Origin of the sequence: Paraoerskovia sediminicola, assembly GCF_030296575.1 — a bacterium.
GTDB classification, from domain to species: Bacteria; Actinomycetota; Actinomycetes; order Actinomycetales; family Cellulomonadaceae; genus Paraoerskovia; species Paraoerskovia sediminicola.
Window position 1 is genome coordinate 2,223,938 of sequence record NZ_AP027729.1, and the last position, 13,517, is coordinate 2,237,454.

General features: G+C 74.4%; 10 protein-coding genes and 2 pseudogenes. 3 read left to right on the top strand and 9 right to left on the bottom strand.

Annotation, left to right across the window (positions count from 1 at the left end; all coding sequences use genetic code 11):
- Nucleotides 1-25: 25 nt before the first annotated feature.
- Nucleotides 26-274, bottom strand: coding sequence for a WhiB family transcriptional regulator (locus QUE47_RS10390; RefSeq protein WP_286217232.1), 249 nt, complete (start codon nt 272-274; stop codon nt 26-28).
- A 484-nt stretch (nt 275-758) separates the two neighbouring features.
- Between QUE47_RS10390 and QUE47_RS10395 the strand changes: the two genes are divergently transcribed.
- Nucleotides 759-1,217, top strand: a complete 459-nt coding sequence (locus QUE47_RS10395; protein WP_286217233.1) for a hypothetical protein — start codon at nt 759-761, stop codon at nt 1,215-1,217.
- On the opposite strand, the gene QUE47_RS10400 is transcribed toward QUE47_RS10395, so the two are convergent.
- The 8 genes and pseudogenes from QUE47_RS10400 to QUE47_RS10430 form a co-directional block, all read right to left on the bottom strand.
- Nucleotides 1,177-2,937, bottom strand: a complete 1,761-nt coding sequence (locus QUE47_RS10400; RefSeq protein WP_286217234.1) for a hypothetical protein — start codon at nt 2,935-2,937, stop codon at nt 1,177-1,179. The genes QUE47_RS10395 and QUE47_RS10400 overlap by 41 nt on opposite strands.
- A gap of 122 nt (nt 2,938-3,059) precedes the next feature.
- The gene (locus tag QUE47_RS10405) at nt 3,060-3,845 is read right to left on the bottom strand and encodes an FtsK/SpoIIIE domain-containing protein (protein ID WP_286219475.1); all 786 of its coding nucleotides are present in this window, start codon (nt 3,843-3,845) and stop codon (nt 3,060-3,062) included.
- On the bottom strand, nt 3,773-4,870 hold the full coding sequence (locus QUE47_RS10410) for a hypothetical protein (protein ID WP_286219561.1): 1,098 nt from the start codon (nt 4,868-4,870) through the stop codon (nt 3,773-3,775). The genes QUE47_RS10405 and QUE47_RS10410 overlap by 73 nt, the downstream gene beginning before the upstream one ends.
- A gap of 855 nt (nt 4,871-5,725) precedes the next feature.
- Entirely contained in the window at nt 5,726-5,911 is a 186-nt protein-coding gene (locus QUE47_RS17230; RefSeq protein WP_434019764.1) for a hypothetical protein, read from the bottom strand.
- A 107-nt stretch (nt 5,912-6,018) separates the two neighbouring features.
- A pseudogene (locus QUE47_RS10415) lies at nt 6,019-8,292 on the bottom strand (ABC transporter permease); the annotation flags it as partial.
- Complete coding sequence (locus QUE47_RS10420; RefSeq protein WP_286217236.1) at nt 8,289-9,119, bottom strand: ABC transporter ATP-binding protein; 831 nt, start codon at nt 9,117-9,119, stop codon at nt 8,289-8,291. The gene QUE47_RS10420 and the pseudogene QUE47_RS10415, both read right to left, overlap by 4 nt.
- Before the next feature lie 188 nt (nt 9,120-9,307).
- Nucleotides 9,308-10,000, bottom strand: coding sequence for a response regulator (locus tag QUE47_RS10425; protein WP_286217237.1), 693 nt, complete (start codon nt 9,998-10,000; stop codon nt 9,308-9,310).
- Nucleotides 9,997-11,220 carry a sensor histidine kinase gene (locus QUE47_RS10430; protein WP_286217239.1) on the bottom strand — a complete coding sequence of 408 codons (1,224 nt, stop codon included), beginning with the start codon at nt 11,218-11,220 and terminating at the stop codon, nt 9,997-9,999. The genes QUE47_RS10425 and QUE47_RS10430 overlap by 4 nt, the downstream gene beginning before the upstream one ends.
- Nucleotides 11,221-11,337: 117 nt before the next feature.
- On the opposite strand from QUE47_RS10430, the gene QUE47_RS10435 reads away from it, so the two are divergent.
- Both QUE47_RS10435 and QUE47_RS17235 read left to right on the top strand, forming a co-directional pair.
- Complete coding sequence (locus QUE47_RS10435; protein WP_286217240.1) at nt 11,338-12,024, top strand: response regulator transcription factor; 687 nt, start codon at nt 11,338-11,340, stop codon at nt 12,022-12,024.
- 92 nt (nt 12,025-12,116) lie between these two features.
- A pseudogene (locus QUE47_RS17235) lies at nt 12,117-13,450 on the top strand (ATP-binding protein).
- The last annotated feature ends 67 nt before the right edge of the window (nt 13,451-13,517 follow it).

Here is a 13,517-nt window from a genome sequence, read left to right on the forward strand (position 1 = left end):
CTTCGCGTACGAGTCGTGCGGGGTGTCAGCCGGCGCGGCGCGCGCGGGCCGTACGCCGCTTCAGGGCGCGGCGCTCGTCCTCGGAGAGGCCGCCCCACACGCCGGCGTCCTGACCGGACTCGATGGCCCACTTGAGGCAGGTGTCGGTCACGGGGCAGCGTCGGCACACGGCCTTGGCCTCCTCGATCTGCATCAGCGCGGGCCCGGTGTTCCCGATCGGGAAGAACAGCTCGGGGTCCTCGTCGAGGCACGAGGCTTGGTGCCGCCAGTCCATCTCATCGCTCCTTAGCCGGGGTGGATCCACCCTGTCGTGCAGCGCTACGCGCACGACCGTGCCTTGGGCCGTGAGCCCAGCACGTAGAAAAGGGGAGGATCGGAGGGGAATTGCTCTGTATCTAGGTTCACATCCCGGGCATGCCTGCACAAGGGGTAACGGTGAGGTTTCTTCGGTGTGAACCGTGAGGTATTCATCACAGTCCCGCAACGATCTGTCGTTCGTGGAGGACGGGTGGAGGCGCCGCAGACGTAGCGCGAAGAGTCTCGCCGCTCGCGTGTCTTGGGTGTCCTGCGTGTCGTCCGTGTCGCAGGGCTGCGCCCGTAGGCGCCGGACGTCCCCACGTCCGGCGCGCCTCGCGTCACCGCTCCGACGCGGACCACTGATGTGTGGTGCGTTCGGCTGGTCGGCGATGGTCTGCGCGGTCACCGACCGGTCGGCGAGGCGACCACCGCCGGCCGGGCCGCCAGTAGAGTCCGGTGTCATGGCACCAGCCCCAGACACGGCGCCGCAGGGCGCGGACGATCCCGACGCGCCGCACCTGAACCGTCGGCCGGCTGCGCTCCTGGTCCTCGTGGCCGGCGTCGGGCTCGAGGTCGTCGCGCTCGTCGGTGCTGCGGTCTACCTGGTCGTGAGGTTGTTCACGGTCGCCGAGGTCTCGCTGGGGCTCTCCGTCTCTCTCGTCCTGCTCGCGCTCGGCGTGGCGGTCGCGCTCGTCGCTGCATCGCGCGCGTTGCTCCGGGGCCGCCGCGGCGGGAGGGCGCCGGTCGCCACGTGGCAGCTGCTGCAGGCCATCGTCGGGGCGACGGCGATGCAGTCGGGCGCGACGGCCTGGGGTGCTCCGCTCGTCGCGGTGGCCGTGGTGGTCCTCGTCTGTCTCGTGCGGCGATCGGTCGTGGAGTTCACCACCGGCTCCCGTCCACCTGCCGAGGGCTCCCGCTGACCCGAAGACGTGACCTTTCCGTGGGCACCTCTTGACGATCTCCTGATGGTTCGGCGATCTGGACGCTGACTGTGGTCGACCCGTCGACGACGGTCCCGCGCCCGGGCGCCGCGTTGGGGCCGATCAGGGTCCACACCGGCCGGCCGCCGAGCGTCATCGGGTACCGCCGGTCCGAGGCGCCGAGGACGATCCCCGCACGTCCGGCTCTGAGCTCCGGCAGGGGGCCGCGGTGCGTCGACGCTGCGCCCTCGAGCGACGTCCCCGCCACGAGCGCCCCGCCTGCGCCGCGCACCCGTGCCAGCGCCTCGACCTCCGCCGGGAAGCGAGCCCCGAGCCGGTCGAGGTCGTCGACCACGACGATCAGCGGCGGTGCGGCGCGCCGGCCGGACGCACCGTCGGTCGCCTCGACCAGGCGAGAGACCCAGGCGTCGATCGCCGCACGAATCTGAGCGGCCGTGCGGGGCTCGGGGAGGTGCTGGTCAGAGCCTGGCCACGGGAGCCCGAGGGTCCCGAGGAGAGCGCCCCGAGCGGCCGCCGCCTCGGCGATGGTGCGCAGCGCCGTGCTCCGGCCGCTGCCCGGCGGACCTGCCACGACTGCGCCTGCGCAGACGTCGAGCGCGACCGTGCCACCGTCGTCCCCGCCGAGCCCGACGGGCAGCCGGAGGGGACGGACGGAGCCGTCGGCCTGTGCTGCGTCCCGTCCGGGCCGGCCCGTGTCCCCGTCGTCCCCGCCGAGCCCGACGGGCAGCCGGAGGGGACGGACGGAGCCGTCGGCCTGTGCTGCGTCCCGTCCGGGCCGGCCCGTGTCCCCGTCCCGTGCGACGCCACGGGCGCACGGGTCGAGATCCGCTGCTGCGACACGTTCCGGAAGGGCGGTGATCCGTAGCGGCGCTGCGGCGGGGATCTCTTCTCCAGCCCTGGGGCTGGTGCCCGCCTGGGGGTCGTCACCCCCGCGGGTGTCGCGCCGTCCGGGCCCGAGCAGCACCTGGCAGACGGCCGGGGTGCCCGACGCCGGTGCGGGCATCCAGACGCCGCGGCCCGGTGCGGCTCGGCCCCCGGCGAGACCGGGAGGCATCCCGTCCGCGACGTCCTCGTGCCGGTCGCCGGCGGCCAGGATGATGCGTCCGGCCAGATCGGGTGCGAGCCGGGTGATCTCCCGGGCCGAGCCGGCGACGACGACCGCTGTCCCGGACCGCACGAGGTCCGTCAGAGGGTCACGGCTCGCGTCCGGTACGGACTCCAGCAGCGTCCTGAGGTCGGCGACGTCGTCGACGAGCAGGACGTCCCGCGGGCCTCCGGCGCCCTGCCGCTGGTCCGCCCGTCGGGCCCGCGCTTCGGCGCGCCCCGCAGCGGTCAGCGCTCGCACGAGCCGGACGGCCCGCGGCGCGTCGTCCGTCCCCGTGGTCGTGCCCGTCCGCCGATGGGTGGGTATCAGGTCGAGGAGTGCCGGTCCTCCGACGGCGTGGACGACGTGGCCCCTGGCGAGGAGCATCCGGCCGACCGTCGCCAGGGTGGTCGTCCGGCCCGAGCGCGAGCGACCACCGACCCCGAGGGAGCCATCGATCGGGTCCCAACGGACGAGCGCGTGCCGCTGCTCGTCCGGGAGGTCGGCGAGCGCGAGAGGGAGGCCTTGGGTCCCCGGCAGGTCGTGCGCCTCGGTCGCGGCGTCGTCGTCGACCCGGACGCTCGCCGGGAGCGGTGGAGCCCAGAGGCGGTCCACCGGACCGTGCTGAGCTGCCTGCGCCTGGCCTGTGCTCGTGCCGAGGGGCGAGGGCGAGGTCCCGGTGCCGGCGGGCGGCCCGGGCTCGCGGAGCGCTCGCGCGGTCGTGGCGACGAGCTCGATCAGGTCCGGGGTCGGTGCGTCCGCGCCCGCCCGACCGGCTGGTGCGCCCCAGGCGGGTGCGCGGCGGACCCCGCGGTCGCCGGGTCGACGGGCGCCCGAGACGAGAGCGCACTGCACGGCGACCGGGATCCCGTCCGCGCCGCGGACCACGGCCCGGCCGGGGTGCCCGACGGGATGGCCGCCGCGTCCGGTACGTCGACGATGTCCAGGGACTCGGACCGTTCCACGGTCCGTAGCGCGATGCGGAGCGTCACGTTGGCCCTGATCTCGGCGTTGACCGCACCCGCCGGCCGCTGCGTCGCCAGGACGAGGTGCATCCCGAGCGACCTCCCCTGTGCGGCGACGCGCATGATCCCGGCGAGCACCTCCGGGTGGTCGTCGGCGAGCGCACGGAACTCGTCGAGCACGAGCACGATGCGCGGCAGGGTGCCTCGAGGCAGGTCGTCGACGTGCTGCGCCCCGTGCTCGGCGAGGACCTTCTCGCGCCGGCCGAGCTCGGCACGGATCCCGGCGAGGGCGCGCACCGCGAGCCCGGCGTCGAGGTCGGTGACGGTCCCGACGACGTGCGGGAGCGACGCGCAGCGCCCGAACCCGGCGCCGCCCTTGAAGTCGACGAGGACCAGCGAGACGAGGTCGGGGGGATATCGCAGTGCGAGGCCCAGCACCAGCGCCTGCAGGAGCCCGGACTTGCCCGAGCCGGTCGTCCCGGCGATCAGCGTGTGCGGGCCCCCGGCGAGATCGAGGTCGACGGTGCCGTCGGCCGACCGTCCGATCGGCGCGGACAGCCCGGCGGACTCGGTGCGTCGCGCGTCCCACCGTGCCGCGAGCCACCGTACGTCCGGGGTGGGCGGTGCGTCGACGACGTCGGCGAGGGACACGACGGTGTCGAGCCGGCCGTCGTCGACGTCGATCGCGGCCCGTCGTGACAGCTGGTCGGCCGCTGCGATCGGGTGCTCGGCGGTGCCGCCAGGCCCCGGCCGACCGTGACCGGCCCGAGCCCACGGTGCGAGGCGGCGGCGACGGCGCGGGCGACGGCCTCGGCCCAGGCGGTGTCCGGTGTGTGCGCGCGGATCTCGTGCGTCGCGCCCTCGGCGGTGCGGAGGGTCCACCGCCCCTCGGTGGCCGTCAGCGTCGCGCGGCACCAGACCGGGACCTGCGACGGGTCGTCGAGGACGAGCAGGACGGACGACGTCGGGACCGGAGCGAGCCGCTGCCGAGCGAGGGCTGCGGAGCGGGCGAGACGCGGGTCGCGGTCGACGACGAGGACGCGGGTCGCCGGGGGCGGCAGGGCATGCACCCGGGTCCCGCCGACGTACGCCAACCACGACCACCCGGAGCCGTCGCCCATGAGCGTCACCGGCCATCCGGCGCCGACGAGGTGCGCCACGACCGCGTGCGCCGCTGCGACCGCAGCGGGGCCGACGATGGCCAGAGCCCCGTCGTCGAGCGGTGGCCCGGTCGTGGTCGGACTCCGGTGCGACCCCGGGGAGTCCTCTGGCACGAGCGTCCCGGGGCGGGGGCCTGCTCCATGGGCCGACGCGAGAGCTGACGTCAGGAGCTCTGCCGGTGGAACGACGACGAGCTGCCGCGCGTGCCGGTCGTCGTCCCAGGGCTGCCGTCGGGTGGGCCGCTGGCCGCGCAGCTCCGGCGGCAGCGTCGTCCGCGCGGCGCGACCGGGGCGACGGTCGCGGTCGGTGCCCGACGTCGCCAACAACGTCACCGGCCCGAGGAGCCCGACGAGCAGGAACATCGCGTGGCCAAGCACGAGCGCGAGGACGAGCGACCCGACCGCCGGGGCGAGCGCGGTCACGAGCCGCTGCCGGGTGATGCCCGTAGCGTCCTTGCCGGTCGGCCGCGGCCCCGCCGAGAGGTGAGACGCACGGATCGCGAACCCCCAGGCGTCCGTGACCGGTCGGCGCCGGAGCTCGACGACCGAGCCCCCGTGACGATCCGGCGACCGGGGCGCCAACGCGCAGCCGGCAGGACTGGCCGGAGCGCGGCGACGACCGGTGCGTCGAGACCGTCTGCGCCGACCGGGCCATCCGTGCCGCGCCGGCGTCGTGGCCGCTGGGGCCGCCGGGGCGCCCGCCCCCGACCGGCTCCTCCGCGCCGGGACCGCGGCGCTCGCGGACCAGGCGGACGGCCCGGCGGCCGGCGTGGACGGTGAGTCCCGCGGTGCGGACGGTCTGCCCAGGACGGATCGGGACGAGGGTCCCGGAACCAGGGCCGGCCACGATGGCCAGGTGCCAGGGGGTGGCGAGCACTCCCACCTCGTCGGCGGCGACCGGCGCGACAGGGCTCGGCTCAGCACGGCCCCGCCTCGTGGCGTCCCCGACCGCCAGGACCGCCCCGGGCACCACAGGATGCACGCCGATCACCTGGTCGTCGTCGAGCGGGGTCGGTCCCACCGCGAGGTCGCCGACGGCGTGCATCGGCGCCTCCCTGAGGTCGGGGCGGTCGAGGATCTCCGCGAGCGCGGCCCGGACGTCGCCGAGGTGCCGCCCGGTGGGGAGGAGGACGTCCTCTCCCGGGTGGACGGTGACCCTGATGTCGGCGCTCGTGTCGTCGTGCACCGGTCGAGCGTCTCCCCGTGGCCTACCGGTCCGACGGCGGCCTGCCCGAACGTGTGGCCGGCCTCCTCGGTCGAGGGCCTGTGGACGACCAGCTACTCCATGGCCAACGCCTCGACGGGCGAGGTGCGCGACGCCGTCCGACCCGGGACGACGCTGGCGAGCAGCCCGGCGACGACCGCGACGGCCAGGACGACCAGCACGTCCCGCCACGGGACCGTGAGAACCAGGTCACCGATCGAGGAGAGCGCGACAGCGGCTCCAGCCCACCCGTACAGCACGCCGAGGACGATCCCCGCGAGGGCGCCGGTGACGGCGACGAGGACCCCTCGAACGCGAGCATCGCGCGGAGCTGCACCCGAGAGAGGCCGACGGCCCGGAGCGTCGCCGACTCCCGTCGGCGCTCGAGCACCGACAGCGACAAGGTGTTGGCGACCCCGATGATCGCGATCACGACCGCCACGGCGAGCAGGCCGACGACGACGGCCAGCATGGTGTCGATCGTGCGATCGAACGAGGCCCGCTCGGCGGCCGGGCTCGTGACCTGGACGGCGAGGCCCGCGACGGAGTCCTGGACCTGCCCGACCGCTGTCATGACGTCCGCGTCGTCCGTGAGCCGCACCCACAGGGCCGACGGCGTGGCGTCGGGCTCGATGTCGGCGAGGGTCGCCGGCGTGACGAAGGCGACCGTGTCGGTCGCGGGCACGGCGACGACGAGGACCTCGAGGTCGACCGGCGCACCGCCGGTCCCGGAGACCGTCACGTGGTCACCGTCCTTCAGCCCGCCGTCCCTGGCCGCTCCGGTCGGGACCGCGAGCCGTCCCTCGTCGAGCATGTCGAGGGCGGTGGGGTCGCGCAGCACCTCCGTGGCGTCCTGCGGGTCGATCGCCAGCAGGTCCAGGCTCGATGCTGCTGTCGCGGACTCGTCGCGCGCCACCGTCACCGCGGGCGCGCCGGGGAGCAGCGCGGCACCGGCGACACCGTCCACCGCGAGGACGTCACGCTCCACCTGCGCCGTCAGCTCGGTGCCGGACGTGGTGCCGGAGGTGGTGCCGGTGATTGCGACGTCGACCGGGTAGTGGCCGTCGAGCTCCGCAGTGAGGGAGGCGCGGGCCGCCGCTGCACCCGTCGCCATCGTGGTGACGAGGGTGACGCCGATGAGGAGTGCCGACGTCGTGGCGGCCGTCCGTCGCGGGTTGCGCACGGCGTTCGCTGCCGCGAGGACGCCGCTCGGGCCGACCTTCGCGACGGCACGACCGCCTAGTGCCGCGAGGGAGGGGACCCACAGGACCGCGCCCACGAGGAGGCCCGTGAACGACAGCCCGCCGCCGAGCACGCCGGCAGCGAGCCCGGGACCGGGCTCCCCTGCACGCCCGAGGCCGACCCCGAGGACGAGGAGCGCGACACCCACGACGAGGAGGCCCGCGGCGAGCACGGTGCGCCCGCGGCCGGCATGCCCGTCGCGTGCCACGGGCGCGGCGGGCCGCAGCGCGGCGAGCGGGGCGACGCGGGTCGCGGCCCGCGCCGGGGCCAGCGAGGCGAGCACCGTGACGACCGTCCCGACGATCAGCGGGACCAGGACGAACGCCGTCGACGGGTCGATCGCCGACGGCAGCGGCAGGCCGAGGTCGAGCCACCCGGCGACGGAGAGCGCGAGCTGGGTGAGGCCGGCCCCGGCGAGAACGCCGACCACCGACGCCCCGAGCCCGAGCACAGTGGCCTCCAGGACCACGGAGCGCCCGAGCTGGCGACGGTCCGCGCCGACGCACCGCAGCAGGGCGAGCGTCCGGGTGCGCTGCGCTACGAGCACCTGGAAGGTGTTCGCGATGACGAGGGCCGCGACGATCATCGCCACCGCGGCGAAGGCAAGGACGACGGCTGTGAAGACGTCCTGCTCACCCGTCCCCGACGAGACGGCGTCCCGGGCGACTACTTCGGTCGTGCGCACCGAGGAGCCTGGAGCCGCTGCCTCGACGTCCGCCGCGACCGTCGCGGCGGACGCCCCGGGTGCGAGTCGGAGGACGGCGGCCTCCGACTCGTCGCTCGCTCCGGGGTAGAGGGAGTCGAACGTGTCCGGGGTCACGACGGCTGCACCGCCGGACCCGGAGTACGCACCATGCGGGTCGTCGACCGTGCCGACGACCCGCAGCGCGCCGCTGACCTCGACGAGGTCGGCGTCGTCCGTGCCACCCGCAGGCTCCTCCCAGTACGTCACCGGCACCTCGTCGCCGAGTCCTACCCGGTTCCGGTCCGCGAGCGAGGTGGTCAGCGCGATCTCGTCGTCGCTGGTCGGGAACCGGCCGCCGATCAGCTCGAGCGGCTCGAAGGCCGGGTCCGCGTGTGTGGGAACGATCTGTTCCAACGTCGCCGATGCTGACGCGCCGATCTCGGCCCAGCCGTACAGGACGAGCTCCGCGGAGGCGACGCCGGGAACCTTGGCGACGGTGGCGACCTGGTCCGCGGTGACGGTGTCCATGGTGCGGGTGACGACGAGGTCGGCGTCCGCGTAGCGGGCTGCGAAGGTGCCTGTGAGCGTCGAGGTCAGGATGCCGCCGGCGAGGATCGTCGCCGCGACGAATGCCGTGCCGAGCACGATCGCGACGCCCGCGGCGCTCAGCCGGCCGAGGCTACGCCGCATCTGCGCGAGGGTGAGGCGGATCATCGGGAGTCCCCGTCCTCGATCGTCCGCAACGCGTCGAGCCCGGCGAGCACCGTCGCGGGCGTCGGGTCGAGGATCTCCCCAGCGATACGGCCGTCCGCGAGGAGCACGACGCGGTCCGCGTAGCTCGCCGCGGCCGGGTCGTGGGTGACCATGACGATCGTGCGGCCGAGCTCCTTGACGCTGCGACGCAGGAAGCCGAGGACCTGGGCCCCGGCCCGCGAGTCGAGGTTGCCGGTGGGCTCGTCCGCGAACACGACGTCGGGCTTCGCGATCAGGGCGCGGGCGATCGCGACGCGCTGCTGCTGCCCGCCCGAGAGCTCGCTCGGGCGGTGGTCGAGCCGTGCGCCCAGACCGAGGGTGTCGACCAGGGTCGCCAGCCAGGCGCGGTCGACGCTGCCGCCCGCGATCTCCACCGGAAGGGTGATGTTGGCCTCTGCCGTGAACATCGGGAGCAGGTTGAACGCCTGGAACACGAAGCCCACGCGCTCTCGGCGCAGGTGGGTCAGAGCGGTGTCCCCGAGCCCGGTCACCTCGGTCTCGCCGAGGTACGCCGCCCCGGACGTCGCGTCGTCCAGCCCCGCGAGAAGGTGCATCAGCGTCGACTTGCCCGAGCCGGAGGGGCCCATGATCGCCGTGAGCCGGCCCGTGGCGAAGTCGACGTCGATCCCGTCGAGCGCGCGCACCTCGGCTTCGCCCGTCCCGTAGGTCTTCGTGAGTCCTCGAGCGCGGACGGCGGTCGCCGGGCGGTCGTCCGGGCGGGTGGTCCGTCCGGTCGTGGGTGCGTCCGACCCGGGCGGATCGAGCTGGCGGTAGACGGTCGTGTCCACGGGTGTCTCCAGAGGTGCGTCGGTGGTGGCTCCGGTTGATCCGATGCCGTCATCGACGGTATGGACGACCCCGCTCCCTCCGCGTCCGGCGCAGGTCTGGTCCTACCGGCCCCGGCGTCATACCGGAGTCGTACGTGGCGGGTGTCGTCGCTCAGGGTCGTCCCTGACCGCACGGTCCGGGTGCCGCGCTACTCCGGGTCGCCCGGGCGGACCAGTCCGGCCTCGTACGCCGTCACCACGGCCTGCACCCGATCGCGGGCCCCGAGCTTCGCGAGGATCCGGCCGACGTGCGTCTTGACGGTCGCCTCGGCGACGAACAGGTCGGCACCGATCTCCGTGTTCGACCGACCCCTGGCCATGAGGACGAGCACCTCGCGTTCGCGGCCGGTCAGCGCAGCGAGGGCCTGCTGCGCGGGGCCGTCGGGAGCGCGGTCCGCCGGCAGCGCCGTGACCAGGTGCTCCAGAAGCCGGCGGGTCGACGACGGGGCGATCACCGCGTCCCCTGCGTGCACGGTGCGGATCGCGGCGAGCATCTCCTCCGGCGGCGTGTCCTTGAGCAGGAACCCGCTGGCGCCGGACCGGATCGCTTCGAGCACGTACTCGTCCAGGTCGAACGTCGTCAGGACGATCACGCGGGGTCCACCGTCCCCGGCGGCCACGGTGAGCCTGGCGGTCGCCGCCAACCCGTCGAGGCGGGGCATGCGCACGTCCATGAGCACGACGTCGGCGGCCCGGTCGGCGAGCAGCCGCAGCGCCTGCACGCCGTCCCCGGCCTCGAGGACGACCTCGAGATCGGGCTGGGAGTCGATGACCATGCGGAACCCGGCGCGCACCAGCTGCTGGTCGTCGACGAGCGCGACACGGATCGGTGAGGTCGTCATCGTCCTCCATCCAGGTCCACCGAGGCGCGCACGCTCCACCCGCCGCCTGCACGCGGGCCCGCGTGCAGGGTCCCGCCGTGGACGGCGAGCCGCTCGCGCATCCCGGCGAGGCCGTACCCGGGTGCGGTGCTCGCGGCGGCGGCACCGCGGCCGTCGTCCGCGACCTCGACGTCCAGGTGCGTGCCCTCCCGGCGCACCACGACGCTCGCGTAGGCGCCAGGGCCGGCGTGCTTGAGCACGTTGGTCAACGCTTCCTGGCACACCCGGAACAGCGCCAGGGAGAGCCCTGCGGGGAGGTCGTCGGTCGGGTCGGAGCGGAGAGTCACCGGCGTGCCGCTCGCACCGACGCCCTCGACCAGCGCGGGCAGGTCGTCGAGACCAGGCTGTGGCCCGAGCTCTGGACCACCCGCCGACGTGACACCTCCCGCCGTCGGCCCGACGGCCGGCGGCTCGCCGTCCGCTCGGAGCACGCCCAGGAGGCGACGCATGTCCGCCAGCGCCGATCTTCCGGTGGCCGCGACCGTGTCGAGGACGGGGACGGCCGAGGCGGGGTCGGTCGCTGCCGCGTACCGGCCGCCGTCCGCCTGGGCGATGATCACGGACAGCGAGTGCGCGACGACGTCGTGCATCTCGCGGGCGATCCGCGCCCGCTCGGCGGCTGCGGCGATGGTGGCCTGCTGGTCACGTTCCAGCTCGAGCCTCTCGGCGCGGTCGACGAGCGCCGCGATCGTCTCGAGCCGCGCGCGGCGCATCAGTCCGAACGCCCAGACGGCCAGGAACAGGACTGTTCCGAACGCCGTGGTGGCCACCATCGCGGTGGCGTGCGTGACCAGGTCGGTCCCACGTGCGAGCAGCGAGCCGAACAGCGCCGAGCCGGCGACGGACGACGCCATCGCCGTACGGTGCGCCCAGCGCGGGCCGTGCACGGTGACGGTGTAGAGGGCGACCGGTACCGCGACGTCGGACGGCAGCAGCAGGGTGCCGGAGACCAGGTGGAGCAGCGCGACCACGAAGACCGCGACGGTCGACAGCACGGGACGGGTGCGTCGCCATGCGAGGGGAGCGATGGTGGCCACGGTCCACCAGGGCCAGAGGGGCTCTTGCGAGCCCGAGGCGGCGATGACCAGGAGCACCGACATGGCCAGGACGGCGGCCCCGACGGCGTCGACACCGAACCGGTGGTCTGCCGCCCAGGCGCTGAGACGCGCGAACCGGTCCATGCCCGTCAGCCTATGGCGGGGACGCGTGAGGGGCGTCGTCCCAGGGTCTGGTCCGCTGTGGTCGACTCGTCGTCCGTGCGTACGACCCGGGCGTGCATGATGCCCTAGCATGAGCGAATGACCCACGTACTTCTAGCGGAGGATGACCCCGCAATTGCCGAGCCGTTGGCCCGCGCCCTCACACGCGAGGGTTATGACGTGGTCGTGCAGGGCACAGGTCAAGGAGCGGTCGAGTCCGCGAGCCAGGCCGACATCGTGGTGCTCGACCTCGGTCTGCCGGACATGGACGGGCTCGACGTGGCCCGCGAGATCCGCAACCAGGGGCTGACGACACCCGTGCTGGTCCTCACCGCGCGAGCCGACGAGGTGGACCTCGTCGTCGGGCTCGACGCCGGTGCCGACGACTACGTGACGAAGCCGTTCCGTCTCGCCGAGCTGCTCGCCCGGGTGCGCGCGCTGCTGCGCCGCACGCACGTCGAGGTCAGCGAGGAGGACGAGCTGCACGCGCAGGACGTGCGGGTCGACGTCGCCGCGCACCGCGCGTTCCAGGGCGATCGAGAGCTCCATCTCACGACGAAGGAGTTCGAGCTCCTGCGGGTGCTCGTCGCGAACGTGGGCTCCGTCGTCGTGCGTGACGCGCTGATGCGCGACGTGTGGGGCTCCGAGCCGGTGGGCTCGACGAAGACGCTCGACATGCACGTCTCGTGGCTGCGCCGCAAGCTCGGCGACGACGCGACCTCGCCGCGCTACGTCTCCACGGTGCGCGGGCTCGGCTTCCGCTTCGAGTCCGGCGCCGGCGACTGACGCCCGGCCCCGTCGGGGACCGTCGGAGCGCGCCCCGGTCCGGACCTGGGCCGGTGGGTCGACGGGCAGAACACACGGAAGCAGGCTGAGAGATGCGTCGCAAGGTGTTGCAGGCGACGGTCTCGGCCGTCGTCGTGGCGGTGATCCTGCTGGGGTTCCCGCTCGCGTTCATCGGGGCGCAGTTCGTCGGTGACGGCGAGGCCGCCGAGCTCACCGCGCGCACCGACTCGCTGGCGCGGTCGGTCGACACCCGGATCGCGAACGGCGAGGAGATCCCGCAGTTCCTCGTCGACAACGCGGCGGACGCCACCGGGAGGCTGCCGGCGCACATCGTGGTCATCGACCCCGACGGCAACCGGGTCGAGGGCGGCGAGCCGATCGAGGGTGAGATGACCGCGGACAGTCGGCGCACCGACGGTGGCGCGTTCATCACGGTGAGCGTGTCGTCGCTGCAGATCGCGCTGCGCGAGCTCCAGGTCGTCGTCCTCGTCGTGGTCGCATCGTTCGTCGCGTTCGTCGCCGGGATCTCGGTTGCCGTGTGGCAGGCGAACCGGCTCGCGGCCCCCTCGTCTACCTCGCCGCCTCGGCGGAGCAGCTCGGGTCCGGGCAGGTGCGGCCCCGGCTCGAACCGTCCGGTGTCGAGGAGATCGACCTCGTCGCATCCGAGCTGGCCCGCAGCGCGGACCGGATGGCCGTCCGGCTCGCCGCGGAGCGGCAGTTCGCCGCGGACGCGTCGCACCAGCTCCGCACGCCGCTGACGGCGCTGAGCATGCGCCTCGAGGAGATCACGCTGGCCTCCGACGACGAGGCCGTCCAGGAGGAAGCCCGGATCTCGCTCGAGCAGGTCGAGCGGCTGGTCGGCGTCGTCGACGACCTCCTGCGTCAGTCGAGGCAGGCGCACGGCGGGACGACCGAGCCCGTGGTCCTGCTCGACGTGGTCAACCAGCTCGAGGAGGAGTGGATCCCGACGTTCGCGAAGGCCAAGCGGTCGCTCGTGATCGACGTCCCGGAGGACGAGCGGGTGCTGGCGACCCCGGGCGGCCTCGCCCAGGTGCTCGCCACGCTGGTCGAGAACTCCCTCAAGCACGGTGGTGGGACGACGACGATCCGTTCGCGCGCGAGCGGCACGAGCGGCGCGGTGGTCATCGAGGTGGCCGACGAGGGGGACGGGGTCCCCGACGACCTGGCGCCGCACATCTTCGAGCGGTCCGTCACGTCAGGAGCGGGGACCGGCCTCGGTCTCGCGCTGGCCCGCGACCTCGCCGCTGCCGACGGTGGCCGGCTGAAGCTGTCGGAGCGCCGTCCGGCAGTCTTCTCGTACTTCCTGGCCGGGGTGCCGCGCACGCTCGACCCGACCGTCGTCCTGCCGCCGGGCACGACGATCTCCGCCACGGGAGGCCGCAAGGGCTGGTTCGGCCGCCCCTAGGGCCTGCACCCGTCCACGCGGGACCGTGGGCGCGGCGCACACCCGCGCCGCGCCCGGCCGGTCGCTG

Coding starts and splice junctions, on each gene's coding strand:
- QUE47_RS10390 (WP_286217232.1), bottom strand. CDS start 274: ATGGACTGGCGGCACCAAGCCTCGTGCCTCGACGAGGACCCCGAGCTG.
- QUE47_RS10395 (WP_286217233.1), top strand. CDS start 759: ATGGCACCAGCCCCAGACACGGCGCCGCAGGGCGCGGACGATCCCGAC.
- QUE47_RS10425 (WP_286217237.1), bottom strand. CDS start 10,000: ATGACGACCTCACCGATCCGTGTCGCGCTCGTCGACGACCAGCAGCTG.
- QUE47_RS10430 (WP_286217239.1), bottom strand. CDS start 11,220: ATGGACCGGTTCGCGCGTCTCAGCGCCTGGGCGGCAGACCACCGGTTC.
- QUE47_RS10435 (WP_286217240.1), top strand. CDS start 11,338: ATGACCCACGTACTTCTAGCGGAGGATGACCCCGCAATTGCCGAGCCG.